Source organism: Schaalia sp., assembly GCF_050312375.1.
Taxonomy (GTDB): Bacteria; Actinomycetota; Actinomycetes; order Actinomycetales; family Actinomycetaceae; genus Pauljensenia; species Pauljensenia hyovaginalis.
On record NZ_JBNOYB010000043.1, the window covers coordinates 1 to 25,860 of the forward strand.

Annotated in this window: 19 protein-coding genes; 3 read left to right on the top strand and 16 right to left on the bottom strand. The window is 67.3% G+C overall.

The window, feature by feature from the left end; translation table 11 throughout:
* Positions 1–37 precede the first annotated feature (37 nt).
* Both ACQY7V_RS03250 and ACQY7V_RS03255 read right to left on the bottom strand, forming a co-directional pair.
* Positions 38–223 carry a hypothetical protein gene (locus ACQY7V_RS03250; RefSeq protein WP_321082590.1) on the bottom strand — a complete coding sequence of 62 codons (186 nt, stop codon included), beginning with the start codon at positions 221–223 and terminating at the stop codon, positions 38–40.
* 308 nt (positions 224–531) lie between these two features.
* Positions 532–2,232 (bottom strand): FAD-dependent oxidoreductase, encoded by a 1,701-nt coding sequence (locus tag ACQY7V_RS03255; RefSeq protein ID WP_428638893.1) that lies wholly within the window; start codon positions 2,230–2,232, stop codon positions 532–534.
* Positions 2,233–2,369: 137 nt separating this feature from the next.
* Here ACQY7V_RS03255 and ACQY7V_RS03260 point away from each other — a divergent pair, with 137 nt between their 5' ends.
* The 3 genes from ACQY7V_RS03260 (at position 2,370) to ACQY7V_RS03270 (ending at position 6,313) form a co-directional block, all read left to right on the top strand.
* Positions 2,370–2,660 (top strand): metal-sensitive transcriptional regulator, encoded by a 291-nt coding sequence (locus ACQY7V_RS03260; protein ID WP_428638894.1) that lies wholly within the window; start codon positions 2,370–2,372, stop codon positions 2,658–2,660.
* A 170-nt stretch (positions 2,661–2,830) separates the two neighbouring features.
* The gene (locus tag ACQY7V_RS03265) at positions 2,831–4,273 is read left to right on the top strand and encodes an alanine/glycine:cation symporter family protein (protein ID WP_428638896.1); all 1,443 of its coding nucleotides are present in this window, start codon (positions 2,831–2,833) and stop codon (positions 4,271–4,273) included.
* A 192-nt stretch (positions 4,274–4,465) separates the two neighbouring features.
* The gene (locus ACQY7V_RS03270) at positions 4,466–6,313 is read left to right on the top strand and encodes a glycerophosphodiester phosphodiesterase family protein (RefSeq protein ID WP_428638898.1); all 1,848 of its coding nucleotides are present in this window, start codon (positions 4,466–4,468) and stop codon (positions 6,311–6,313) included.
* Positions 6,314–6,418: 105 nt separating this feature from the next.
* On the opposite strand, the gene ACQY7V_RS03275 is transcribed toward ACQY7V_RS03270, so the two are convergent.
* The 14 genes from ACQY7V_RS03275 to ACQY7V_RS03340 form a co-directional block, all read right to left on the bottom strand.
* Complete coding sequence (locus tag ACQY7V_RS03275) at positions 6,419–8,029, bottom strand: alcohol dehydrogenase catalytic domain-containing protein (RefSeq protein ID WP_428638900.1); 1,611 nt, start codon at positions 8,027–8,029, stop codon at positions 6,419–6,421.
* A 79-nt stretch (positions 8,030–8,108) separates the two neighbouring features.
* Entirely contained in the window at positions 8,109–9,125 is a 1,017-nt protein-coding gene (locus tag ACQY7V_RS03280; RefSeq protein WP_428638902.1) for an SDR family NAD(P)-dependent oxidoreductase, read from the bottom strand.
* A 60-nt stretch (positions 9,126–9,185) separates the two neighbouring features.
* Complete coding sequence (locus tag ACQY7V_RS03285) at positions 9,186–10,487, bottom strand: PHP domain-containing protein (RefSeq protein ID WP_428638904.1); 1,302 nt, start codon at positions 10,485–10,487, stop codon at positions 9,186–9,188.
* A 134-nt stretch (positions 10,488–10,621) separates the two neighbouring features.
* Positions 10,622–13,072, bottom strand: coding sequence for an alpha-ketoacid dehydrogenase subunit alpha/beta (locus ACQY7V_RS03290; RefSeq protein WP_154475135.1), 2,451 nt, complete (start codon positions 13,070–13,072; stop codon positions 10,622–10,624).
* A 28-nt stretch (positions 13,073–13,100) separates the two neighbouring features.
* Positions 13,101–14,468, bottom strand: coding sequence for a dihydrolipoyl dehydrogenase (gene lpdA / locus ACQY7V_RS03295; RefSeq protein ID WP_303773031.1), 1,368 nt, complete (start codon positions 14,466–14,468; stop codon positions 13,101–13,103).
* A gap of 22 nt (positions 14,469–14,490) precedes the next feature.
* Positions 14,491–15,843, bottom strand: coding sequence for a dihydrolipoamide acetyltransferase family protein (locus ACQY7V_RS03300; RefSeq protein WP_184451849.1), 1,353 nt, complete (start codon positions 15,841–15,843; stop codon positions 14,491–14,493).
* Between the two features lie 10 nt (positions 15,844–15,853).
* Positions 15,854–16,600, bottom strand: coding sequence for a DeoR/GlpR family DNA-binding transcription regulator (locus tag ACQY7V_RS03305; protein ID WP_184451847.1), 747 nt, complete (start codon positions 16,598–16,600; stop codon positions 15,854–15,856).
* Positions 16,601–16,884: 284 nt separating this feature from the next.
* Complete coding sequence (locus tag ACQY7V_RS03310; RefSeq protein ID WP_154475138.1) at positions 16,885–17,316, bottom strand: RbsD/FucU family protein; 432 nt, start codon at positions 17,314–17,316, stop codon at positions 16,885–16,887.
* Between the two features lie 13 nt (positions 17,317–17,329).
* Complete coding sequence (locus ACQY7V_RS03315) at positions 17,330–18,325, bottom strand: LacI family DNA-binding transcriptional regulator (protein ID WP_277299335.1); 996 nt, start codon at positions 18,323–18,325, stop codon at positions 17,330–17,332.
* Complete coding sequence (locus tag ACQY7V_RS03320) at positions 18,300–19,706, bottom strand: rhamnulokinase (RefSeq protein ID WP_428638908.1); 1,407 nt, start codon at positions 19,704–19,706, stop codon at positions 18,300–18,302. The genes ACQY7V_RS03315 and ACQY7V_RS03320 overlap by 26 nt, the downstream gene beginning before the upstream one ends.
* Before the next feature lie 221 nt (positions 19,707–19,927).
* The gene (locus tag ACQY7V_RS03325; RefSeq protein WP_154475140.1) at positions 19,928–21,688 is read right to left on the bottom strand and encodes an L-fucose isomerase; all 1,761 of its coding nucleotides are present in this window, start codon (positions 21,686–21,688) and stop codon (positions 19,928–19,930) included.
* Positions 21,689–21,818: 130 nt separating this feature from the next.
* Positions 21,819–22,862, bottom strand: coding sequence for an ABC transporter substrate-binding protein (locus ACQY7V_RS03330; RefSeq protein ID WP_320659962.1), 1,044 nt, complete (start codon positions 22,860–22,862; stop codon positions 21,819–21,821).
* An 89-nt stretch (positions 22,863–22,951) separates the two neighbouring features.
* Positions 22,952–23,953 carry an ABC transporter permease gene (locus ACQY7V_RS03335; protein ID WP_235362072.1) on the bottom strand — a complete coding sequence of 334 codons (1,002 nt, stop codon included), beginning with the start codon at positions 23,951–23,953 and terminating at the stop codon, positions 22,952–22,954.
* Entirely contained in the window at positions 23,950–25,470 is a 1,521-nt protein-coding gene (locus ACQY7V_RS03340; protein WP_235362071.1) for a sugar ABC transporter ATP-binding protein, read from the bottom strand. The genes ACQY7V_RS03335 and ACQY7V_RS03340 overlap by 4 nt, the downstream gene beginning before the upstream one ends.
* Positions 25,471–25,860: the final 390 nt, after the last annotated feature.

Sequence of the window (25,860 nt, forward strand, 5' to 3'; positions counted from 1 at the left end):
AACTCGGCGCATGTGCGCCGCGCCCCCGCGAGAGTTCCTACTTCCTCCCCCCGGTCAGCCAGGAGAAGAATCCAGAACCCGCCGATGCGGCGCTCTTCTCCTCCTCCGTGTGCCCCGGACACCATTGCCCGGCGGGCACGCCGGCCTTGACCGAGTCGACGTGCTGGCCACATCCGGCCCAGGTGGTCTTTCCGCAGACCTTGCAGCTCACTGGTCGACACATTGCATTTCCTCCTTGTTCTTCCGGTCCGCCCCCGCGGATCGGAATCGATGACCTTCTATGGATCGGAATCGATGACCTTCGATTACAGGTTTCACATGCGAAGCGATCGGAATGCGCTTCATCTGCGCTCATCCGAGAGCGGTGTCCGCTCACGTTCTGCGCCCGCTCACGAGCGGTAGCCGTTCACGGCCCGCGCCCCACGCGGAACCGGCCGCCCGGGAAGGCGCAAGGGCCGCCCGGGGAGCCGGAACCCGCCACCCGGCAACCCGGAGCGCAACGCACGGGACGGCAGAGCACCGCGGGAGCCGTCAGTACTCGAGCGTTCCGGGGTGGCGCTTCGCCCATGCTTTGAGAGTGTTCATTCCGCCCGAGAGCGAGGTCGAGGCGAACCCGGCCTCGGCGAGCACCCGGTGCGCGAGGTAGGAGCGCACTCCGGCGGCGCAGTGGACGAGGACGGGCCTTCCGCCCGCGGCTTCTCGGACTTCGTCCAGGCGCTCGCGCAGTTCGGTGTGGGCGATTCCGAGGGCCCCCGGAACCCTGGGCCCGCGCTCGATCTCATCGGGTCGGCGGACGTCGAGGACGAGATGGCTTCGCCGCATGTCCTCGAGCTGCCACGGGTAGCAGAGCTCGAGCAGACCGGAGTCCAGATTCTCCGCGACCATGCCGACCATGTTGACGGGATCCTTCGGCGCTCCGAAGGGAGGCGAATAGGCGAGGTCGAGGTCGACGAGGTCCTCCGCCTTGAGGCCCGCTCGGATCGCGGTGGCGAGGACGTCGATCCGACGGTCGACGCCGTCCCTGCCGACTCCCTGCGCGCCGAGGATCGCCCCGTCTTCACCGACGTGGACGACGAGCGCCATCATCTGCGCACCCGGGAAGTAGGCGACGTGCTGATTGTGGTGGGCGTGGATCGTCCGGAAGGGCACCCCCGCTTGCGAGAGTTCACGGGAATTCGCCCCCGTCATGGCGACTTGGAGACGTCCGACCCGGACGATCGCTGTGCCGAGGGGCGCGGCGATCGCCTTGGCCTCCGCTTCACGGGGAGCCGCTGCGCCCTCGGCCCCGATGACCGAGATGATGTCGTCGGCGATCCGCCTGCCCGCACGGCTGGCGGGCCCTGCGAGAGGGATCGGGCGCAGGGCCCCGGTCGTCGCGCTGCGGGAGAGGACGGCATCGCCGGCGGCCCAGATCCTCGGATCGCAGGTGCGCCCGCGCTCGTCGACGACGATGGCCCCTCGCTGGAGCTCGAGTCCGGCCGCTTCGGCCAGTTCGGAGCGGGGCCGGGTGCCGACTGCGACGAGGACGAGATCGGCTTCGAGGGGATCGACTCCTTCGATGAGGACGCGCGCGCCCTGCCCGGCTTCTTCGATTCCGGTGACTCGGGCGGATTCGATCACTTTGAGCCCGAGCCCTTCGAGTTCGTCGAGGACGAGGGCGGAGAGCTCTTCTTCGACGGGGGGAAGGACATGGTCCGTCCCCTCGACGAGGGCGACCTCCATTCCGGCGATCGCGAGGGCTTCAGCCGCTTCGAGTCCGATGAAGCCCGCGCCGATGACGACGGCGCGCCCGCCGCTCCTCGCGATTCCCGCCACCTCGACGGCATCGGGGATCGATCGCAGCGTCCGCACCTGAGGAAGGCCGATTCCGGGAATGGGGAGCTCGACTCCGCGCGCGCCGGGCGCGAGGAGGAGTGCGTCGTATGAGAGATCCTCCTCCCCCGCCGAGGATCGGACTCGCACGGTCCTGCGCTCCCGATCGATGGAGAGGGCCTCATGGCCGACCCGGATGTCGAGGTTCAGGGACGCCCCGATCGAGGCGGGGGTCTGGACCCGGAGCGAGCGCTCTTGCTCGATCTCCCCGGAGACGAAGTAGGGAAGGCCGCAGGAGGCGATGGAGATGTCGTCGCCCTTCTCCAGGACGATGATGCGCGCCTTCTCATCGAGGCGGCGCAGCCTGGCGGCGCAACTCATCCCCGCTGCGACGCCGCCGATGACGACGATGGTGTTCATGAGTCCTTCGACTCCTTCAAGTCGGTGACGATCTTGAGAAGACCATACCCCCGGGGGTATTCTTCCGGCAAGGGCTCGCGCAGAGGATCCCACGCACCGCCACCAGGAGACGACCGCACCGCGAAGGAGCATCAGCAGTGAACATCGAGTCCCCCCTCCCCCAGGACGACGAAGCGGAACGCGAAGCCGCAAGGCGCAAAGTCCTCAACCGGCTCAAGCGCGCACGCGGCCAACTCGACGCGGTCATCCGCGCCGTCGAAGAGGAGAAGGAGTGCCGCGACGTCGTCACGCAGCTCGCGGCCGTCAACTCCGCCCTCCAGCGCGCGGGCTTCTCCATCATCTCCGGCGCCATGCGCGACTGCCTCAACGAGGACGACACCCGCGAGAAGGTGGGCGAACTCGAAAGGCTCTTCCTCTCGCTCGCCTGACCCCGATCCCGGACAGCCTCGCCCTCATCAATGAAGAAATGACCAAAGGCAAGAGCGCCTATGGCCATCGAAATGGAAAAACGTGACCCGCCCTTGACCATTCCGGTACAGTAAGCGGGTCATCGTCGCCACAGCTCCGGCGACCCCCATCTTCAGTCAAGAGATCGATCATGTCTTCTGAACCGAAAACCTTGAGCGACATCATCAACGGCTACCTCACACTCGTCTCCGACGCGCTCTACACCTACATCCTCGTGACCCTCCTCATCGGCGCGGGACTCTACTTCTTCATCCGTTCACGCGCCCTGCCGCTGCGGATGTTCCGCGAAGCCGTTCGCGTCGTCACCGAACCGCCCCACGAGAAGGACGAGGTCTCCTCCTTCCGCGCCCTCATGGTCTCGACCGCCTCGCGCGTCGGCATCGGCAACATCGCGGGCGTCGGAACGGCCATCGCACTGGGCGGCGCGGGCGCGGTCTTCTGGATGTGGGTCATCGCAACCCTCGGCGGCGCCTCCGCCTTCGTCGAATCGACCCTCGCCCAGATCTACAAGAAGCGCGGGTACGGCAAGGACGACCACTCCATCGGCGGCCCGGCCTACTACATCCAGATCGCCCTCAAACAGCGCTGGCTCGCAGTCGTATTCGCCATCGCCCTCATCCTCACCTACATGGGCGGCTTCAACATGCTCGCCTCCTTCAACGTCGTCGACGCCTTCACCCAGTACTCCTGGTTCCACGCCTCGTGGACCCCCTACCTCCTCGGCGGCGTTCTCGCCATCGCGATGGCGATCTCCATCTTCGGCGGCACCCGCCGCCTCACCAACGTCGCGGGCGTCCTCGTGCCGATCATGGCCGTCATCTACCTGATCGCGGGCATCATCGTCATCGTTTTCAACTACCAGAACATCCCGGCGATGTTCGGCCAGATCTTCACGTCCGCCTTCGACTTCCAGGCGATCTTCGGCGGCTTCGCGGGCTCTGCGATGATGCACGGCATCAAGCGCGGCCTCTACTCCAACGAGGCCGGTGTCGGTTCCGCGCCGAACGCCGCAGCCACCGCCTCCGTCTCGCACCCGGTCAAGCAGGGCCTCGTCCAGATGCTCTCCGTGTTCATCGACACGATGATCATCTGCACGATCACCGCCTTCGTCATCCTCTCCTCCGGCGTTCAAGGCAGTGAGGAACTCAAAGGCGCCCCCCTCGTCGCCCAGTCGATGGCGACGGCCCTGGGCGGATTCGCCGTGCCCTTCACCTCCTTCGCCCTGCTCCTCTTCGGATTCACGACGATCATCGGCAACTTCTACTACGCGGAGGTCAACCTCCGCTTCCTCGCCGGCGACCGCCAGATCCCGATCTGGGCGCTCCAGGTCTTCCGGGCCGTCGCCTCGCTCCTGGTCTTCGCGGGCGCCCTCCTCGAGTTCGCCCTCGCCTGGAACATCGGCGACATCCTCATGGGCCTCATGGCGTTCATCAACCTGCCCGTCATCCTCATCCTCGGCAAGAAGGCCTTCGACGCCGCCAACGACTACGTCAAGCAGCGCCGCGAGGGCAAGGACCCGGTCTTCCACTCGGCGGACATCGGCATCACCGAGAAGCTCGACTACTGGCAGTGAACCCCGGCTCAGGGCGATGACACGGACCTCCGCCCGCTGAAGCCCTCAACGGCCCCGCCCTCGTCGACGAGGACGGGGCCGTTTCACGAGGAGCGATCACGATCGCCCTCGACGAAGACGATCGCCAGGAATCATCGTCCTCGAGTAGCATCGAGGCCCGCCCTCACCTCACCCACCCGGAGAGAAACGCCCGTGCCGCACACGTCCCCCTCCTCGAAAGCACGTCGACACCCCGAGCGACTGCCCCTCCTCTTCCGCGGTCTCAGTGACGATCTGTGGCTCTACCTGCGCTACATCGTGCTCTCCAAATCGATCGCGCTGCTCATCCTCCTCCCCGCGTACCGGGTCGCCCTCACCTTCCTGCTCGCGAGAAGCGGACGGGCCGCATTCACCTCCGGGGACGCGCGCGGCTTCCTGCTGAGCGCCCCGGGCTTCGCGGCGATCCTCCTCTCCCTCCTCCTGGCGGCCCTCCTCCTCGTTCTCGACGTCGTCGCCTACGTCGTCGCCGCTCAGGCCCGCCTCGAAGGAAGACCCGTTCCGAACGCGCGGGCCCTCCTGCTCTCGGCGCTCAAGACCTTCCCCCGCCTCCTCCACCCGAGCGCCCTGCTCCTCGTCCCCTACATCCTCGTCATCGCGCCGCTCGTGCGGATCGGACCGAGAATCGAGGCGCTCGACTGGCTCGAAGTCCCCGCCTTCATCACCGAGGCGATCGCCGGCAACCGCCTCCATTCCGCGCTCTACGGGGCCGCCCTCATCACGATCGCCCTTCTCGCATTCCTCCTCATCGCGACGATCCCCGCGATGCTCATGAAGAACCTCACCCCCGGCCGCGCGATGCTCGCCTCGATCCGTTTCGTCAGCGCCGACTGGAAAGGCCTCCTCCTCGACGCCCTGATCCTCGCAGCCCCCTTCGTTCTCGGCGCCCTGCTCCTCAGCGGCCTCGCAGCGGGGGCGACTGGTCTGCTTGTCTCCTTCTTCCCCGCATCCTCCGCCCTCGAGCGATTCTCCCTGCTCTTCCTCAGCGGCCTCTTCACGGGCCTGCCGCTCCTCCTGCTCCTCATCGCAGTCCCCCTCCAGCTCCGCGTGGTCGTCCGGCGCTTCGCCTGCAACGAAACCCCTGAGATCACCCCTCGTACCGCAAGGGCCCCACGGCCGAGCGGAGGCCGCGCCCTGAGGTCCCTCCTCGCGCTCTCCTCCTCCGCCCTCATCCTCTTCACCGCCTCCTGCGCGCTCCTCGCATCCGGGGCGCTCAGCGTCGAAGCGAGGGGCACGAGCGGCGGCGAGAAGATACAGATCGTCGCCCACCGCGCGGGCGGCGACCTCGACGCGGAGAACTCGCTCGCCGGCCTCGAAGGAGCGATCCGCGAGGGCGTGGCCTGGGCGGAGATCGACGTCCAGCGAACCCGCGACGGCCGCTACGTCATCAATCACGACAGCACCTTCTCGCGCGTCGCGGGACGATCCTCTTCGACGCAAGAAATGACCCTGGAGGAGATCCGCTCACTCTCGATCGCCAATGCCTTCACCCCAGGCTCCCCCTCGCGCCCCGTCGCCTCCCTGGAGGAGATGCTCGACGCCGCGAAGGACCGCATCGGGCTGTTCATCGAACTCAAAGGCGCCACGGCGGATCGCCGCATGGCCGAGGACGTCGCCGAGATGGTCCGGGTTCGGGGCATGACGGATCAGGTCGTCCTCCTCTCGCTCAGTCTCGACCTCATCCGCACCATCGAGACGACCCGGCCCGAGCTCGCGACCGGCTACCTCTACTTCTTCTCCTTCGGCAGCCCCGAGGGCATCCCCTCCGACCACCTCGTGATGGAAGAAGGGGTCTTCTCCGAATCCCTCGTCGAATCGGCGCACGCCGTCGGCAAGAAGGTCTTCGTCTGGACCGTCAACTCCGAGGACTCGATGCGCCGCTTCGCCGCCTCATCCGCCGACGGGGTCATCACCGACCACCCGGTGCAGATGTCGAGGATCCTCGCCGAGCGGGCGCTCTCCTCCGAACTCGAACTCCTCGTCGAAGCCCTCTTCTTGAGATAGCGCGCTTCCCACCCGTCCTGCGAAGCCTTCGGCCCCGCCCTCGCTCAAGGAGGACGGGGCCGAAGGCGCCGTTAAGGCTCAGGTTGAAGGCTCAGACGCTGACGTTCACTTCGCCGTCGCGAGCAGCGCCTCCTCGCTCGCCTTTGTCCACAGACCGTTCTCCAGCTTCGCCGCGACCTCGGGGAACTTCTCGGCGAGCTCGGACACCGGCGTCAGACCGAGATCGTGGAGCTTCGGGAACACCATGATCTTGCCGCCCGAGGTCCGATCCATCACCGCGTTGATCGCATCGCCGAAACCGGCCATGCCGGTGACCGCCCACAGGGAGATCGTCGTGTCGATGATCCCCGCCTCGATCTTGCGCAGGACCGTGCGCATGTCGGACACATCCGAGCCGGAGGTGCCGAGCATGAAGATCCTGCGCTCGATGATGCCCTGGAGGTCGAAGTCGCCGAAGGTCCCCGCCGGGATGCCGGCGAAGGCGTTGAGGATCGCGCCCTCGGCGCACATGTCGACGGCCTGGGAGACGAGAGGCGGCACGGGCACCAGGCAGGTGACGTAGGTGTAGCCGTACTCGAGGGGGCTCGTCGAGGTGTTGAGGATCTCGAGGGGCACGCCGTTCTCCTCGGCGGTCGGGCCGACGACCTTCTTGAGGTTCTCGAGCCGTTCATCCGACAGGTCGGTGCCGACCACGCTGAGCCCGGGCACGCCCGAGGTGACGGCGCGCATCGTGTGCATGACGCCCATCGGGCCCGCGGCGCCGATGAAGGCGCACTTGTCGTTCTCGCGCAGATCGCCGTTGGCGGGGATCCACGCGTAGCCCTCCGCCGGGTCCGACCCGGTCGTGCCGCAGAAGCGGATGAAGTCGTAGTGGACGCGGCCGATGTCCAAGGACACCTTCCGGGAGATCGTCCCGCCGTTCAGGACGACGCACATCACCGAGCGGGTCCCGAGCAGCAGCGACGCCTTCTCGATGACCTCGGGATCGGCGGTGAAGGCGACGATGTCGTCGAAGGCCCGGCCCTCGAGGGCGTCGAGCGCCGCCACGGAGGCCTCGACGCGCTCCACCGAGGCGGGGGCGTGCTCGGCCGTCAGCGAATCGACGGAGCCCTCGCCCACGACCAGGAGCGCGCCCCCGTCGGCGATGTGATCGCGTTCGGCCCACGCGTAGGAGCCCTCGACCGTCGCCCAGGGCTCGATGAGGCCGACGGCCGCCGCCGAGGGGCCATCGCTGACGTGGATGAGGAACTCCTCGCCCTCGGGCGATACGACGCAGCGCTCGTCGACGACGACGAACTCCTCGAGGGCGCCGTCGAAGTTGTACCCGAAGGCCCCGTTCGACTTCGCGGTCCGCAGGTGCTTCCAGTCCGCCTGGACGAGGACGCGGTCGCCGACCTTGAAGTGCGTGACCTTCTCACCGACCTCGACGACGCGGGCGACAGGCTCGTGCCCGGGGGTCGTCGGCTGGGTTCCGGGGCGATAGCCGGGGATTTCAGCGAGGGCCTCGAGATCGATGCCCGCGATCACCTCCGACTTGCGCGGGTGCGAATCGAACTGGTGGAGGAGCTTCGTATCGGAGAAGCAGATACCGCAGGCCTCGACCTCGAGCATCATCTGATGCGGGCCGACCGGATCGATCGGCTTGCGATCGTTGACGATGAACTCGTCCTTGCCGACGATCTGGATTGCGTACTGCGATTCGGGATAGGTGGGCATGTCGCGTCCTTCGCTTGGAGGTGGGGGCGGTATCGCCTGTCGGGTGCGCGCCGCCCGATGGCCGGTCGGCGCTCGAGCGTCAGTTGAGCATGACCTGGCCGCCGGTCACCGGCAGGGCCTGGCCGGTCTCATAGGCCTGTTCGACGAGGTAGAAGATCGCGCGGAGCACGTCGAGTCCGTTCGCACCGCGGCGCATCGGGACCTTCGAGACATAGGCCTCCTTCACCTCTTCGACGGTCGTCGCGCCGGGGACCTTGCCCGACTCGAGGTACTGGACGAAGAGGCCCTTGACCGGGTCGGACCACAGCGGCCCGTCGTAGAAGTTGCCCGGGCAGATCGCGTTCACCTTCACGCCGTGCTCGACGAGCTCGAGGGCGAAGGACTGGACGAGGCCGATGCCCCCGAACTTCGAGCCCGCGTAGGCGGCGTTCTTGTTCGAGCCGACGAGTCCGGACTTCGAGTTGATCTGGATGATGTCGGTGAGCCATCCGCCCGAAGTCTCGTACTGACGGGCCAGGAGGCCGCCGAAGTGCTTCGTCACGAGGAAGAAGGCGACGTAGTTGATGTCGGTCGACAGGCGGAAGGCGGCGGTGTCCTGCTCGAGGACGGAGCCGGCGCGGACGATGCCCGCGTTCGAGACGACGAGGTCGAGACCGCCCGTGACGCGCTCGATCTCTTCGACCATCGCCGAAACCGAGTCCTCGTCGGCCACGTTGACGGCGATCGGGTGGGCGAGTTCACCGAGTTCGGCGGCCTTCGCGCTCGCGCCCTCGGCGTTGAGGTCGGCGATGTAGACGAAGCAGCCCTGGTCGACCAGGCCCTTGGCGATCTCTGCGCCGAAGCCCTGCGCCCCGCCGGTGACGAGGGCGACGCGGCCGGTGATGGCCCGGTCGGAAACGGCCTGGCCGGTGACCTCATAGGTCTCGCCTCCGACGGAGACGACGACGGGCAGATCGGTCCCGGCCAGGGAGGCGGGGTCGATGGCGCGCGGATCGTCGCCGAGGTCGAGGGCCGCGGGAGCCTGCGTGGCGCGGACGATCACCGGGCGGGCGAGCGCACCCAGGAAGAGTCCCCTGACGAGGGGCGCATGAGTCATGATGTGTCCTTCCATGGCGGGCCGACAGCGATGATCGGCCGGAGTACTGTGCGTGACCGCTCAGGCCCTGGGGGCCGTTGCGGCGAGTTCTGCGGGGTCGGCGCCATCGGCGATCGCGCGGCCCAGGGGGGCGTAGTCCGCGATGCGCTCGGCCAGGCGTTCGGGGCTCATGCGCCCCGAGCCGAGCAGGTGGAGCCCGGGGTCGATGGAGCTCAGGGCCTCGTGGGCGACCATCGCCCACGTCGCCTCGTTGAGGTCGGCGAACTCGGGGGCGCGCAGTTCGGGGCAGTTGAACTGCTGGCGGGGCTGGTTGATGTCGACGCCGGAGATCTCGAGCATGCCGTGCTTGAGCGCGAGCTCGTGGATGCGCGCGAGCTGGGCGGCGGTGTTGCGCGGCGGCATGTAGGTGACGGCGCGCAGGCCGAGCTCCTCCAGCTTCTCGAAGAGCTCGTCGAGGAACTCGTCCTCGAACTTCTCGGCCTTCTTGTCGCCCGTGGGCGAGGCCGACACGTCGCCGAGGTAGGCGTAAGTGGCGATCGCGCCGATCGAATCGGCGAAGGCGACGACCTCGGCGGCCGTCGGGAGCTCGTCGCCGGGCTGGATGTAGATCCGATCGAGGTATTCGGCCTTGAGCAGGCCGAGGAGGTCGAACATGAGGTGCGGGTTGTCGGCGTCGCCGAGGGCGCCGACCAGGGTGGGGGGAATCGAAACCCCCATCTTCTCCAGGCCCTCGACCAGGGAGGGGCCGCGGCCGAAGCCCTTGATGAGCGAGGTCGCCATCGCGGCGAGCAGATGGCGCTCGGTGATGCCGCCCCCGTTGTCGTACTGGGAGATGCCGACCATGTCGGCCTGCGGGTCGAAGGGATCGAGGCCGAGCCCTTCGAGGATCCCGTTCGCGGCGGCGGCCATCTTCAGGGTCCGTTCGAGGCGTGCGGCGCGCTTCGGCGCGAGCCACTCGGCGACCTTCTCGCGCGCGGGGGCGGGAACGCCCTGCACGGTCATGTAGGCGATGCCCTCGGAGTCCGGATTGTTGAGCTTGCGGGTCGCGAAGGGGCCGTCCGGGTCGAAGAAGGCCCGGATCTCGAAGCCGGTGACCGACCCCATGCCGAGGGCGCGGCAGGCGGCGGTCATCTCGGCCGCGGCTCCGATGGAATCGTGGTCCACCGAGCCGACGACGCGCAGCCCTGCGCGACGGGCGCGCAGCGCGGCCTCCGTCGGCGTGTAGGGGCTGAAGGAGTAGCACGTGTGAATGTGGTTGTTCGATTCGGCGACCCAATCGGGGAAGGCCTCGCCTCGGATCGCGGCCTTCAGGGCTTCGAGGCGCTCTGCCTGGGTCAGGCGCGCGTCATTGGTGGCGTCCATCGGTTCCTCGTGAGCGTGGGGGTTGACGTGTGCGCGGAGCGAGCCCGGTCCTGGGCGACGAGGGCGGGTCCGCGCGGGGAAGTGGGACGAGGGCGGGGCCCGGCGGGCAGGTCGAGCCCGCCCGCCGGGAGGCCTCACAGACCGAGGCGGTTACGACGGGCGATCTCGCCCTCGGTCTGGTTGGTGGAGGGCACGTGCCCCGGGAGCGGGACGATGCGCTCGTGGATCGCATCGATGATCCACTCGGGCTGGGGGAAGAAGTAGGACTCCAACTCGGGGCCCGGGGTGATGCCGTTGCGCGAGCCGACGATCGCGATCGGCGCGTCGAGGGCGTCGAAGGCGAGGGTCTGGACGTTGCCGGCGACCGTGTGGAGGAAGTTGCCGCGCTCGACCGCATCCGAGGTCAGGAGCAGGCGGCCGGTCTTCTTCACCGAGGCGATGAGCTTGTCGTAGTTGAGCGGGGCGACGAAGCGCAGGTCGATGACCTCGGCGCTCATGCCGTACTTCTCCTGGAGGATGTCGGCGGCCTCGAGGGCCCGGTAGATCGTGGCGCCGTAGCCCGCGATCGTGATGTCGGTGCCTTCGCGGCGGATCGCCGGCTCGCCCTCGGGGGTCTCGTAGTAGCCCTCGGGAACGCCGCCGGGCTCGAACTCCTCGCCCTTGTCGTAGAGGAGCTGGGACTCGAAGAAGACGACCGGGTCGGTGCCGCGCAGGGCGAGGTTGAGCATGCCCTTCGCATCGGTCGGCGTGGTCGGGAAGTAGACCTTGAGGCCGGGGATGTGGGCAGTGAGGGCCGACCAGTCCTGGGAGTGCTGGGCGCCGTACTTGTTGCCGACGGAGACGCGCAGGACGAGCGGCATCTTGAGCAGGCCGGCGGACATCGACTGCCACTTGGCCATCTGGTTGAAGACCTCGTCGCCGCTTCGGCCGAGGAAGTCGCAGTACATGAGCTCGACGACCGCGCGGCCGCCGGCCATCGCGTAGCCCACGCCCGCGCCGACGATCGAGGCCTCGGCGATCGGCGAGTTGAAGAGGCGGCGGTACGGCAGGGCCTCGGTGAGGCCGCGGTAGACGGCGAATGCGCCGCCCCAGTCGCGGTTCTCCTCGCCCCAGGCCGCCATCGTCGGGTCCTCCTTGAAGCGGTGGAGCATCGCTTCGAAGAGGCCGTCGCGGAACTGGTACATCCTCATCTTCGAGACCGGCTTGCCGTTCTCATCGAAGGCGGTGCGGACCTTCTTCTCGAGGGCCTTGACGCGCGGGTTGTCGGCGAGGTCGATCTCGGCCTCGCCCTCGGCCATCTTCTCCGTGGGGGTGTTGGAGAACATCACGGTATCGATGTAGCCGTCGGCGACTCGCGGGCAGTTCTCCTCATCGATCGCCAGCTTGAGGACCTTGACGAGCTTCTCGGTGAGGGCCGCGCTGTAGTCGTCGATGTCGGACTGCGTGGTCAGGCCGTTGGAGATGAGGAGCTCGGAGTACTCCTTGATGCAGTCGACGTTCTCCCAGAGCTCGACCTCTTCCTTCGTGCGGTACGAGGACGCGTCCGAGGGCGAGTGGCCCGAGAAGCGGTAGGTGATGGTGTCCATGAGGACGGGGCCGCGGCCCTCCTCGAGGATCTTCTTCTTGCGGGAGACCGCATCGGCGACGGCGAGGGGGTTGATGCCGTCGACGCGCTCGGCGTGCATGGCCTCGGGGTTGAGGGCCGCGCCGACGCGGGCGAGGATGTCGTAGCCCATGGTCTCGCCGAAGGTCTGGCCGCCCATGCCGTAGAAGTTGTTGAAGAAGTTGAACAGGATCGGCGGGTTGCCGCCGTCCTCCTCGCGCCACAGCGTGCGGAACTGGTCCATGGCGGCGAAGTTCATGGCCTCCCAGACCGGGCCGCAGGCGAGCGCGGCGTCGCCGACGTTGGAGACGACGATGCCGGGCTTGCGGTTGATCCGCTTGAAGAGGGCCGCGCCGTTGGCGACCGGGGCGGAGCCGCCGACGATCGCATTGTTCGGGTAGGACCCGAAGGGCAGGAAGAAGGTGTGCATCGAACCGCCGAGGCCGCGGTTGAAGCCCGCCTTGCGGGCGAAGATCTCGGCGAGGGCGCCGAAGAGGATGAAGTTCTCGGTGAGCTCGGCGGTGTCCGCGTAGTCGATCTTCTCGGCGAAGGAGAGGGTCTCGCCGCCGAGGAAGTCCTTCATGATCGCCTCGAGCCGGTCGGCCGGCATCTGGCGCATCGCGGAGTAGCACTTGGCGAGGATCTCGCCGTGCGAGCGGTGCGATCCGAAGACCTGGTCATCGGGGGTGAGGACGGCCGCCTGGCCGACGTAGGCGGATTCCTGACCGATGCCGAGGTGGGCCGGGCCCTTGTGGTTGTAGGCGATGCCCTGCCATTCGCCGGTCTTCTTGATCGAGTCGAGCATCGATTCGAAGGTCCGGACGACGATCATGTCGTGGAGCATGTTGACCATGCCGTCACGGCCGTAGCGCCCGAGCTCGGTGTCGAGGTCGAAGGCGTACTGGTTGACGGGGACCTCGGGGAACTCGACGCGGCCGGCCGCACGCACCTTGGCGGGATCGACGATGAGTGACTTCGTCATGTTGGCTTGCTTCTTTCTCGGTGGGGTTTCAGAGCTTGACGGCCCAGGCCGCTTCGCGGATGACTTCGGAAACTGTGGGGTGGGGGAAGACGAGCTGCCGGAGGTCTTCGACGGTGAGTTCCATCTCGAGGACGGCCTGCGCGCCCCAGATCATCTCGGCGGCGTAGGCGCCGAGGACGTGGATGCCGAGGATCTGGTGGGTCCCCGGATCGACGAGGATCTTCGCCTCGCCGGGGGCCTTGAAGCCGTTCTCCGCGATGAAGCGGCCGGACATCTGCGCCGGGACCTTGCCGACGAGGACTTCCCGGCCCTCCTTCTTCGCCGCCGACTCGGTGAGGCCGACGCCCGCCGCTTCGGGGTTGGAGTAGACGGCCCACGGCACGGTGCTCCAGCGCATGACCTCGCCGCGCTTGGCGGCTTCGGGGTCGCAGATGTTGGCGGCGGCGATCTCGCCCATGCGGTAGGCGGCGTGGGCCAGGAGCGAGCGGCCGGTGACGTCGCCGATCGCCCAGACGTTGGGCAGGTTCGTGCGCATGCAGTCGTCCACGACGATGCCGCGGTTGATCTCGAGTCCGGCTTCTTCGGCTCCCCAGCCTGAGGTCGCCGAGCGCCGGCCGACGGCCATGAGGACCACGTCGGCCTCGATGGACTTCTTCTCCTCGCCCTTGGAGTAGTGGACCGTGGCGCCGTCGAGGGATTCGACGCGGCAGCCGAGCTCGAAGGTGATGTCCTTCATCGCCTTGCGCATCTTCGCGGCCATGTCGTCATCCATGAAGGGGAGGATCTCGGGGGTCATCTCGATGACCGTGACTTCGGAGCCGAGAGTCGCGTACAGGGAGGCGAACTCGACGCCGATGACGCCGCCGCCGATGACGGCGAGGCGCCCCGGCACCTCGGGCAGGGACAGGATGCCGGTCGAGTCGACGACCGCGGGGTTGTCCTTGGCTCCCGGGATCGGCGGGACCGCGGGGACCGAGCCGGTCGCGATGATGACGTGCTCGGCGGTGTACTGAACGCCCTCGGCGCTCACGCGCCCCGGGCCGTCGAAGTGCCCGCGGGCGTTGACGACGGTGACCCCGGCGCGCTTCTCAGTGGCCGCGACGCCGGAGACGAGGCCCTTGACGACCTGGTCCTTCCAGGCCTGCAGGCGCGCCCAGTCGAGGGTGACGCCGGTGACGTCGACCCCGAATTGGCCGGCCTCCTTGGCGTGGAGGTAGTTCTTCGCCCCGGCGAGCAGGGTCTTCGTCGGGATGCAGCCGACGTTGAGGCAGGTGCCGCCGAGGTACTGCTCCTCGATGAGGAGGACCTTCTTGCCGGCATGGCCGAGGCGCTCCGCGGCGAGGTATCCGCCGGGGCCCGCGCCGAGGATGATGACGTCGAAATGGGTTTCAGTCATTGTTTTCTCCTTCGAGGGGCTCTCAGGCGAGGACCGTGATGTCGATGTTCTCGATCGCGGCGACGAGGTCCTTGAGGAATCGGGCGCCGTCGGCGCCGTCGATGACCTGGTGGTCGATCGTGAGGGACAGCCCGATGCGCTGCTCGGCTCCGATGGTGCCGTCGGCGTTCACGACGGGGCGCGGCGTGATCGCCGCGACCCCGAGGATCGCGGTCTGGGGCAGGTTGATGACGGGCGTGAAGGATTCGATGCCGAAGGCGCCGATGTTCGACACGGTGAAGGTTCCGCCGCTGAGGTGGTCGGGCGACAGGGCGCCCTCGTTCGCCGCGGCGCCGAGGCGCTTGGCCTCCGCGGAGAACTGCTTGAGGGTGAGCGACTGGGCCGAGCGGATCACCGGGACGAGGAGGCCGCGGGGGGTATCGGCGGCGAAGCCGAGGTGGACCTGCTCGAAGGTCGTCAGGACGCCGTCCTCGAGGTGGGAGTTGAACACGGGGTACTTCGGGAGGACCTTGACGACCGCGTAGCAGACCAGGTCGTTGAGGGTGATCCGGCTCAGGCCGAGGGACTCGTCCGAGTTCTTGAACTTCTTGCGCATCGCGAGCAGGCCGTCGGCCTTCGCGGAGGTGTTGAGGGTGAGCTGAGCGCTCTGGGCGAGCGAGGCCATCATCCGCTGGGCGACGACCTTGCGGACGCCCTTGAGCTTCTCGGAAGTGGAGGCGCCCGGGAAGTCGGCCGCGGGGATCGCGAGCGCGGGGGCCGCGACGGCCGCGGGGGCTTCGGCCGCGGGACGGGCGAGGTCGGAGGTGGTGACGCGCCCGCCGAGGCCGGTGCCGGTCTCGGCCGTTCCGCCGATGTGCTGGGCGGCGGAGGTGTAGGCCGGGCCCGCGGCGATCGCGGCCTGAACATCGCGTTCGATGACGCGGCCGTGCGGTCCGGAGCCCTCGGCGATGGCGGAGACGTCGATGCCCTTGGCGCCCGCGAGCGCCCGGGCGCGCGGCGAGACCGCGCCGGTCGCGGCGGCGGTCGCGAAGGAGGGGGCGGGGGCTTCCTCGAGGCTCGGAGCGGCTTCCGCTTCGGCCTGGGCGGGCGCTTCGGCCCCGCCCTCGGAACCGGGGACGAGGGCGGAGACGTCCTCGCCGGGGGCGCCGACGATGATGAGCGGGTCCTTGACCGGGACCTCGTCGCCCTCTTCCCACAGGAGCTTGAGGACGGTGCCCGCTTCGGTGCTGGGGACCTCCATGGTGGACTTGTCGGTCTCGATCGAGCACAGCGTCTGGTCAACGGCGACCTCGTCGCCCTCCTTGATCAGCCACTCGACGATAATGCAGGACTCCACAGAGTTGCCCAGCTGAGGCATCACCACGATGGCGGCCATGTGTTTCCTCCTAGACGAGGCGCACGCGCGTGCGCTCGGTCAATTCCTTGATGGATTCTTCGGGGAGGCCGCCATCGGTGATGATCCCGGTGACGTCCTCGATCCCCATGAAGCTGACGAAGCCGGCCCGCCCGTACTTGGACGAGTCGGCGAGGCACCACGTCTCTTCGGCGCGGGCCCGCATGAGCGTGCCCACATGCCCTCCTTCGGCGAGCTGCGTGGTCAGGCCCCGATCGACGCCGAAGCCGTCGGTGCCGAGGAAGACGAGGCGCGCGTTGAAGGCGTTGAGAGCCCGTTCGGTGACGGGGCCGATGAGGGATTCGGTCTCCGCGTGGAAGCGGCCGCCCGTGAGCGTCACGTCGATGTTCGGATTGGGACGGGCGTTGGCGAAGACGAGGAGCGAGTTCGTGACGATCTGGATGCCGCGCCGGGCGGTGAGGTACTTGACGACGAGCGAGCAGGTGGTGCCCGCTTCGATCATGATCCGGTCGTCATCGCGGACCATTTCGGCTGCGGCGCGGGCGATCCGCTCCTTCTCGGCGATGCGGTCGTTCTGGCGCAGGCGGATGTTGCGGTAGGCGGTGGGCCGTGCGCCGCCGTGCGTGCGGACGAGGTAGCCCTCGTCTTCGAGCTCCTTGAGCGTGGTGCGGATCGTCACGGGGGAGACGTCGAGGGCCTCGGCGAGGGTCGAAACCGATACTTCGCCGTCCCTGGCGAGAGTATCGAGGATGAAGCTGGTCCTCTCGGCTCGGCCCACCTGCGATCACCTCTCCGTGATTTTCGAATCTTTGTCGATTCGCTTTCTCTTCGAGTGAGTTTAGGGAGGAAAACGAAAAATCTCAAGAGGAGCATGTGTCCATGCGCACATGTTCGAAGGCCGAATCGGGCGGTGATGCAGGCTCTCTGATGAACATAAGGCGACAACTCGGACACCGGACGCCTTTTCGAGCCGAATCCGGCTGCGAAAGTCGACCAATGTCCGAGTTGTTGCAGCTGCTGCTCAGGCGGCTGTCCGATTCATCGGCAGCCGCCCCTCGCGCGTCACTCCCCCGGCTGACGGACGCCCACGGTGAGGAGCAGATTCCCGTAGAGGCGCTGCTCACCGGTCGCGATGATGATGCCGACATCCTCCGAACGCGCCGCATCGTAGAAGTCGAAACGCGACAGCTCCGCGAACTCGGTATCGGGCAGCAGCGCCTTGAACTCGTCGTGGATCGGGATCTCCACCTGCTCGGCGTCGGGCGCGGGGACCATGATCTCCGCCTTCTCGATCGGGCAGACCTGCTTGAGGACCTCCGTGATCTGGATGACGTCGAGCATGCCCGGCGCGAAGTTCAAGGAGACGAGCTCGCACCTCGGATTCACACCGGTCGTGTGCGGGTAGTTCGCATCGGCGAGGAGGATCTTGGATCCGTGTCCGGCCGCGGCGAGAGCCCGCAGGAGCTGGGGGTGCGTAAGAGCGCCGTAGATCATGTGCACTGTCCTTTCACAAAGTAGAGCTCGCGCGGATGACGAGTTCCGGGTCGATGGTGACGTCCTCGGTCGGGCCGCCCTCGATCATGGATCGGGCGATCCTCACCGCGGTCCGGCCGAGACGGTCGAAGGGCTGGCGGATCGTCGTCAGCGGGGGCGAATAGCAGTCCGCGCCGTCGATGTCGTCGAAGCCGACGACTTTGACATCCCCGGGCACTTCGGCCCCGCGTTCGTGGATGAGGCGCATGGCGCCGAGGGCGAGCTGGTCGTTCGCGGTCTGGACCGCCTCGGGAAGGCGCCGAACCGAGCCCATGACGTCGTATCCGTCCTGGGAGTTCCACGACTGCGATTCGATCACGCGCCCCTGGACGCCGTACTCGTCGCACGCTTGGAGGAACCCCTGCTTGCGCATCGCGGCATCGGACCATCCCGAGGGCCCCGCGACGTGGATGATGTCGCTCACGCCCTGCATGAGCAGGTGCTGCGTCGCCAGGCGCGCGCCCTTCACATTGTCGATCGCGGCGGTCGAGATCCCGTCGAGCCCCTTCTCGCTCGTGAGGACGAGCACGGTGGGGACGCGTTTGCCGATGTCAACGGCGAGTTCGACGGTCGGATCCTGGCCGGCCAGGATGACCACCGCATCGACGTCGAAAGGCGCGACATCGGATCCGAGGCTCCCGTCCGCGCGGTAGGCGTTGGAGAGTGAGACGTGATAGCCCGCCTCGGAACCGGCGTTGAGCACCGAGAGCAGGACCCGCCCGTGGCCGTGGAACATCGGCGCCGCGAGGAGGACGTGCAGGACGCCGGTCCGCTTGGCCGCGAGCGCCCGCGCAGCGTAGTTCGGACGGTACCCGACCTCGTTGAGGAGGGTCGTGATCCGTTTGCGCGTCGCGTCCGCCACCTCCGGATCCCCGCGGACGACGCGCGAGACGGTATTCGTCGAGACTCCGGCGAGCTCGGCGACGTCCGCGAGGGAGACCTTCTTAGTCGCGAGCCGGCGTGTGGACATGGGTCTTCGCGGATGCGGCGATGATCGACGGACGGTCGGCGGGGTTGAGATGGCCGAGGATCTCGAGCTGCGCGAGGAGCGATCCCAGGGTCGAGGCCTCGATCGGGCCGGCGACCACGCGCACCTTGGCGAGCCGGGCCGTCAGATCGCACAGGAGGCGGTTGCGCGAACCTCCGCCGACGATGTTGAGCTGGTCGGGCCGCGTCCCGGAGATCCGGGCCAGGTCGTCGACGGCTCGGGCGTAGCGCCTGGCGAAGGACTCGATGATGAGCCGCACGTACTCCGGCATCGAACTCGGATGCGGAGCGCCCTGCTCATCGAGCGCCGCATCGATCTTCTGCTGCATCTCCCCGGGCTCGGCGAAGCGCGGATCATCGGGATCGAAGAAGTGGGTGCAGGGCGCGCAAGCGCGCGCCTGGGCGACGAGCTCATCGGTGTCGGTGGGCGTGCCCTCGCGCTCCCACTGGCGCTGGATCTCCTGGAGGATCCACATGCCCGTGATGTTGAACAGCGGACGGACTCCCCCATCGGTCCGCCCCTCATTCGTCAAGCCGATCTCATACGCGGCATCCGACATGATCGGGGCGGCCTCGATCGCGCCGAGGACCGACCAGCTCCCGGCCGAGAGGAAGTAGGCGCGCACGCCCTCGTCGATGGGCAGGCCGTGGACCGCGCAGGCCGAATCGTGGGCGCCCCCGCGAACGACCGTGAGGCGCTCGAGGCCGGGAACGGTGCAGGGGCCGACGACCGTGAGGTCCTCATCGAGCTCCCCGACCCACGAGCGCTCGATGCCGAGCCGGGTGAACATCTCGTCGTTGAATCGCCGGGCCCCCGGCTCGCACAGGCCGGAAGTGGAGGCGATGGTGCGCGACCAGCCCTTGACTCCGCTGAGGCGGAAGGCGAAATAGTCGGGTAGGAAGAGGATCCGCCTGGTGCGCGCCGCCAGCTCGGGGTCCTCGAGGCGGAAGGCCACCAATTGGTTCGCCGTGTTGATCGTCGCGGGCTGATTGCCCGACATGTCGAAGAAGGCCCGGTCGTCGACGAGCTCGCGGAAGCGCTCGAGGGTGCGGGTCGTGCGTTCATCCCGGTACGCGCGCGCCTCGCCGACACGCTCGTCATCCTCATCGAGAGGGACGAAGTCCACGCCCCAGGTGTCGACGGAGACGGACACGGAATCGGGGAAGAGTTCGACGGCCTTGCGCAGGCCGATGATCGTCTCCTCCAGCATCGTGTCGACGTCCCAGATCAGGGAGCCGTCCTTGCGGATCGCCTGGTGCTTGAAGCGATGGATATCGGTGACCTCGATCCGATCGTCGACGATCGTGCCTGCGAGCACGCGTCCGGAAGCGGAACCGAGGTCGACGGCGAGTGCGGTGGTCATCTATCTTCCTTCCGGATTCGGGGCGACATCAGTGTCGAGGGCGCGGCTCTTCCTTGAAACGCGCCAGAAGATTCGGGGGCTGGCTCGTGTGAGAGCCGTCGGGGCTGCGGGGCGGGAGGATCGGTCGAGGAGCTGATCGGGATCGAGGGCGCTGAGCAGCCCCTGGGCGGGCCTGGACGGGCCCAGGGTGGGCGGGCCGAGCGGCCCGCCCACCTCGGGTGTCAGCGGTACAGCGGTCCGAACTTCTCGCAGGCGCGGTAGTCCGCGGCTTCGAGGGATTCGGTGCCGAAGAGCGACCAGGCCTTGGGGCGGAAGATCTGCTCTTCGGGGACGTTGTGCATGTTCACCGGGATGCGGAGCATCGAGGCCAGGGTGATGAGCTTGGCGCCGATGTGCCCGTAGGTGATCGCACCGTGGTTGGCGCCCCAGTTGTTCATCACGTCGTAGACGGACTTGAAGGCGCCTTCGCCCGTGAGGTTCGGGACGAACCAGGTGGTCGGCCACGCACGGTCGGTGCGCTCCTCGATGAGGGTCGCGACCTCGTCGGGCAGCTCGACCGTCCAGCCTTCAGCGATCTGGATGACCGGCTGGCCGGCGACGAGGTTGACGCGGCACATCGTCACGGGCATTTCGCCCGCCGTGCGGAAGTGGGTCGAGAAGCCGCCGCCGCGGAAGTAGCCGGTGGCCGCCGGGTGGAAGGTGGTCGCTGCGAGAGCGGCCTTCTCGTCCTCCTCGGTGATCTCCCACCAGGGCTTGATGACGTTCTCGCCGTCGCGCAGGGACAGGCCCGCGCCGTCGAGCGTGGTGGAACCGGAGTTGCGCAGGTCGAGGAGGCCGACCGCCGCACGGCCTTCGGGCTTCCAGCCGGTCACGCGCTCGATCGACTCGGGGCTCCAGTAGGTGCGCACGTCGGAGAAGATCTGCGGCGTGTTCGTGAGGAGGTAGTTGAACAGCATCGAGGTGCCGTTCAGCGAGTCGTTCTCGGTGGCGAGGACGTTGGGCTGGCGCGGGCCGTTCCAGTCGAAGTTGGTGTTGAGCAGCGTCTCCATGACGTCGCCGTTGGGGAAGTGGTCGGTCCATTGGCGCTGTCCCTGGAAGCCCGCCGCGATCGCGCCGTGACCGCCGGCCTCTTCTTCGAAGCCCATCTCCGCGAGCTTCGGGTTGCCGTTCATGAGGTCGCGGCCGATGAGGGTCATCTTCGTGGTGAACTTCCACCACTCCTCGTACTTCTCGGGGAACTGCTCCTCGGGGATGTTGAAGTCCTCGCCCTGGGTGAGGTTCTCACGGATCCAGGCGTAGGCCTTCTCGTACTCCTCGTGGTCGTAGATGCCCTCGTCGATGCGACGGGTGAACTCGGACATGTCGATGTACTCGTTGCGCATGCCGAGGTAGGCGCCGAAGAAGTCGGGGTTGACGACCGAGCCCGCGATGCCCATGGACACCGAGCCCATGGAGAGGTAGGACTTGCCCTTCATCTGGGCGACGGCGAGGCCCGCGGTCGCGTAGTCGAGCAGGCGCTGGCGCACGTCCTCGGGGATCGAATCGTCGTCGCTGTCCTGGACGTCCTTGCCGTAGATGCCGAAGGCGGGGATGCCGATCTGGGCGTGGCCGGCCAGGGCGGCGGCGAGGTAGACCGCGCCCGGACGCTCGGTGCCGTTGAAGCCCCAGATCGCGTGCGGCATGGTCGCGTCCATGTCGGTCGTTTCGGTGCCGTAGCACCAGCAGGGGGTGACGGTGAGGGTGAGGCCGACGTTGTTCTTCTTGAACTTCTCGGCGCAGGCCTGGGCCTCGTTCACGCGGCCGATGGTCGTGTCGGCGATGACGCACTCGACGGGGGCGCCGTCGGGGTAGCGGAGGTTCTCCGAGAAGAGCTTGGCGACCCGCTCAGCCATGCCCATCGTCTGCTCTTCGAGGCTCTCACGGACGCCGCGGCGACGACCGTCGATGGTCGGGCGGATTCCGATACGAGGGTGATCAGTCATTATTCCCAAATCCTTCAGTTTCGATGTGTCGTCCGTGTTCGCCCAGTCGGGGACTGGATGAGCGTCTGTTGTGGCCGAGGGCGCAGGCGGGGGCGGGCCCGGTCGTGGACCCGCCCCCGGCCGTCATGCCTCACTCGTAGAGGTTAGGAGCGATGGTCGGGTCTTCGATGTTGGACTTGTCGTACCAGTAGAAGCCGGAGTCGATCGTCTTCGGGAGGGCGATGCCGTTGATGGCCTGGATCGCGGCGGTCACGGTCTTGTAGCCCATGAGCTTCGGGGCCTGGGTGATGGCGCCGGCCTGCGAGCCGTCCTTGATCGCGGCGATCTGGGTCTTGCCGGAGTCGAAGCCGACGACCGTGAGGGTCTTGCCGGACTCATTGGCGCCCTGGATGGCGCCGGTCGCGGCGGCCTCGTTCGAGCCGTACATGCCGACGATGTCGGAGTTCGCCTGGATGATGGCCTTCGAGGTGTCGGCGGCCTTGCCGACCTCACCGGCGATCTGCTCGTCGAGGAGCTTGAGGCCCTCGGGGGCGTTCTTCGCGAAGTAGTCCTTGAAGCCCTGGCAGCGCTGCTTGCCGGTCTGCGAGGTGGCGTCGTGGCAGATGAGGCCGACGGAGCCGGTCTTGTCCTTGAGCAGCTCGATCATGTGCTTGGCGACTTCTTCGGCGGCGGCGTAGTTGTCGGTCGACACCGTGGTGAGCGGGAGGTCGGAGTCGACGCCGGAGTCGAAGGCGACGAGCGGGATCTCCGCGGCCTTGATCTGGTCGAGGATCGAGGAGGCGGCGCCCGTGTCGAGGGCGGCGAGGCCGATGGCGGCGGGCTTGGTGTCGAGGGCGGCGGTGAGCTGGTCGAGCTGCTGGGTCACCTTGGTCTCGTCATCGGGACCGACGAATTCGACCTTGTAGTTGAACTCCTCGCCCGCCTGCTCAGCGCCTTCCTTGACGGCCTGCCAGAAGCGGTGCTGGAAGCCCTTGGAGACGAGGTAGATGGTCTTGGTGCCATCACCCTTGGGAACGTCGGTCGACTCTTCGGCCGCTTCCTCGGTGGTTGCGGTGGTGCCCGAGGCCGCTTCTTCAGCGGGCTTGCTCGTGTCGGTGGAGGTCGAGCACGCGGCGAGGCCGAGTGCCATGGTGCCGGCGGCGGCGACGGCGACGATACGTCCGATGGGGCGCATGTGTTTTCCTTTCATGGGTTCGGGTCGACGGATGTCTTCCCGATTCTTTGTGTGGACGGCGATGTCCGTTGGGGGAAAGATCTCTGGGATCAGGCGGCGTTCTCGCGAGCGCGGCGAACGTTGTCGATGAAGACTGCGAGGAGGACGACGATACCGGTGACGACGAGCTGCCATTCGGAGGCGACGCCCATCATCGTCAGGCCCTTCTTGAGGGTCTCCATGATGAGCGCGCCGACGAGGGCGCCGGGGATGGAGGCGCGGCCGCCGGAGAGCGAGGTGCCGCCGATGACGGTCGCCGCGATGACGTTGAGTTCGAAGCCGACGCCTTCGGCGGGCTGGACGAAGCCGAAGCGGGCCGAGTAGAGGATCGCGCCGATGGCCATGAAGACGCCGGCGGTGACGTAGATGACGACCTTCCACAGGCGGACGTTGACGCCGGAGAGGCGGGTCGCCTCCTCGTTCGAGCCGATCGCGAGGGCGTAGCGGCCGAGGAGGGTCTTGTTCATGAGGAAGGCGGCCAGGACCGTGAGGAGGATGAAGATCAGCGCTGCGTTGGAGATGCCGGGGATGAGGTTCCCCGTCGACAGGGCGATGTAGTCCGTGTTCGCGATGGAGATCGTGGACTTGTCGGAGATGATGAGCGCGAGGCCGCGGGCCACCATCATCATCGCGAGTGTCGCGATGAAGGGGGGAAGGCCGAGGACCGACACGTTGACGCCGTTGATGAGTCCGACGAAGGCTCCGAAGAGGAGGACGAGGATCAGGCCGAGGCCGAGCGGCAGGTTGAGGAAGTCGCCGGAGAGGAAGACGCCCGCCATGACTGCGACGAGGGTCATGCCCGTGCCGACGGAGAGGTCGATGCCGGAGGTCGCGATGACGAAAGTCGCGCCGAGGGCCATGACGCCCGTGTATGCGGCCTGGAGGAGGATGTCGGTGAAGATCTTGGGTTGCGCGAAGTTCGGGGCGGCGAACATGAAGTACGCGTAGATGATGACCAGGGCGATGATCACCATGACGAGCTGCATGTTGGACTTGATGAAGGCGGCCACCGGGCTGGTGGGCTTGGCCGCCTTGGTGGCGTCAGTGCTCACGCGACTACTCCATTCGCTTGTTCCTGACCGACGGTGGCCAGTTCCATGATGTTTTCCTGGGTGGCTTCCTCATTGTCGAGGGTGCCGATGATGCGGCCGTGGGCCATGACTGCGATGCGGTTCGCGAGCCGGAGGACCTCGGGAAGTTCCGACGAGATCACGATGATGGCCTTGCCCTGCTTGGCGAGTTCTTCGAGGAGCGTGTAGATCTCGTCCTTCGCTCCGACGTCGATGCCTCGGGTCGGCTCATCGAAGATGAGGATGTCGGAGTCCTTCGCGAGCCACTTCGCGATGACGACCTTCTGCTGGTTGCCGCCGGAGAGGGAGCGGACGTCCACGTTGACGCTGGGCGTGCGCGTGCGCAGCTTCTCGACGTATTCCTTCGCGACGGCCTCGATCTTCTTCGCGTTGATGACGCTCGCGGTCGTGAATTGCTCCATCGCGGCCAGGCCGGTGTTGAAGGCGATCGTCTTGTCGAGGAGCAGGCCGTACTGCTTGCGGTCCTCGGACAGGTAGCCGATGCCGTTCTTCACGCCGTCCGCAGCGGTGCGGATCCGCACCTTCTTGCCGTGGATGTAGACATCCCCGCTCGTGTGGGGGTCGGCGCCCGACAGGGCGCGGGCGACCTCGGTGCGACCGGCGCCGACGAGGCCCGCGAATCCGAAGATCTCGCCCTTCTTCACTTCGAAGGACACGTCGTGCACGGCCTTCTTCGTCGAGAGGTGCTCGACCTTGAGGACGGCCTCCTCCGAGAGGGGCTTCGTGGTCGGACGGGCGTCGGCGGGCACCTCGCGGCCGACCATGAGGCGGATGACCTCGGACAGCGGCGTCGTCGCGGTTTCGACCGTGCCGACGTACTGGCCGTCGCGCAGCACCGAGATGCGATCCGTCAGCTCCTTGAGCTCGGGCATGCGGTGCGTGATGAAGATGAGGCCGGTCTCCGGGGTGATGAAGTTGCGGACCAGGGTGAAGAGGGACTCCGTTTCGGTCGTCGTGAGCGGAGCCGTGGGCTCGTCCATCACGAGGATCTTCGTCGACTCGTAGGACAGGGCCCTGGCGATCTCGAGCATCTGCAGGCGCGCGACGGTGAGGTCGCGGCAGACGTCGGTCGGATTGAGGTCCATGTTGAGGCGCTCGAAGAGCGCGGCGGCGTTCTTGATGAGCTTGCGATCGTTGATGTAGCTGCCCCTGTGGGAGCCGCCGCGACCGATGTACAGGTTCTGCGCGACCGTCAGGTCGGGGATGATGTTGAGCTCCTGGTGGATGATGCTCAGGCCGAGGTCCCGGGCGTGGTTCGGCCCCTTGAGGTCGACCTTTTCGCCTTGGAGCCAGATCTCGCCGCCCGGATCCGCCTTGTGGATGCCGGTGAGAACCTTCATGAGCGTCGATTTACCGGCGCCGTTCTCTCCGCAGAGCCCCAGGATCTCTCCAGCGCGAAGGTCGAGGTCCACGTCGGACAGCGCCTTCACGCCGGGGAAGGTCTTGGAGATCCCCTTCAACTCAAGCAAGTTCGTCACGTCTCACCCCTTGGGTACCGAAACACGTCAGCGTGCCCGGAGTTTGTTACCTCCGACTCGTTAGCGTTAACGAAATCGGATGGAGTTATCGCCCTCATTGGCGCAGGACCAGCGTACGACATCTGAAGCCGTGCGCCAAACCGGAGACGGCTCCTCGTTATCCAATCGTTACCGTTAACGACATGCGCTCCGGAAGGAGCCCGGACGCAGCTCAGGAGGAGGTTTCGAGCGAGGCGTCGACGCGGTCGAGAGCAGCCGCGATCTCGGCCTTAGCCCAGCCCGCGCGGGGCAGATCGACCCGCGGCGCGCCCCCGGGCGATCCGAGGAGCGGCACGCCCTCCAGGGCCCACATCGGGCGCGCCCGCAGGGCGAGGGGCCCGGGCAGCACTT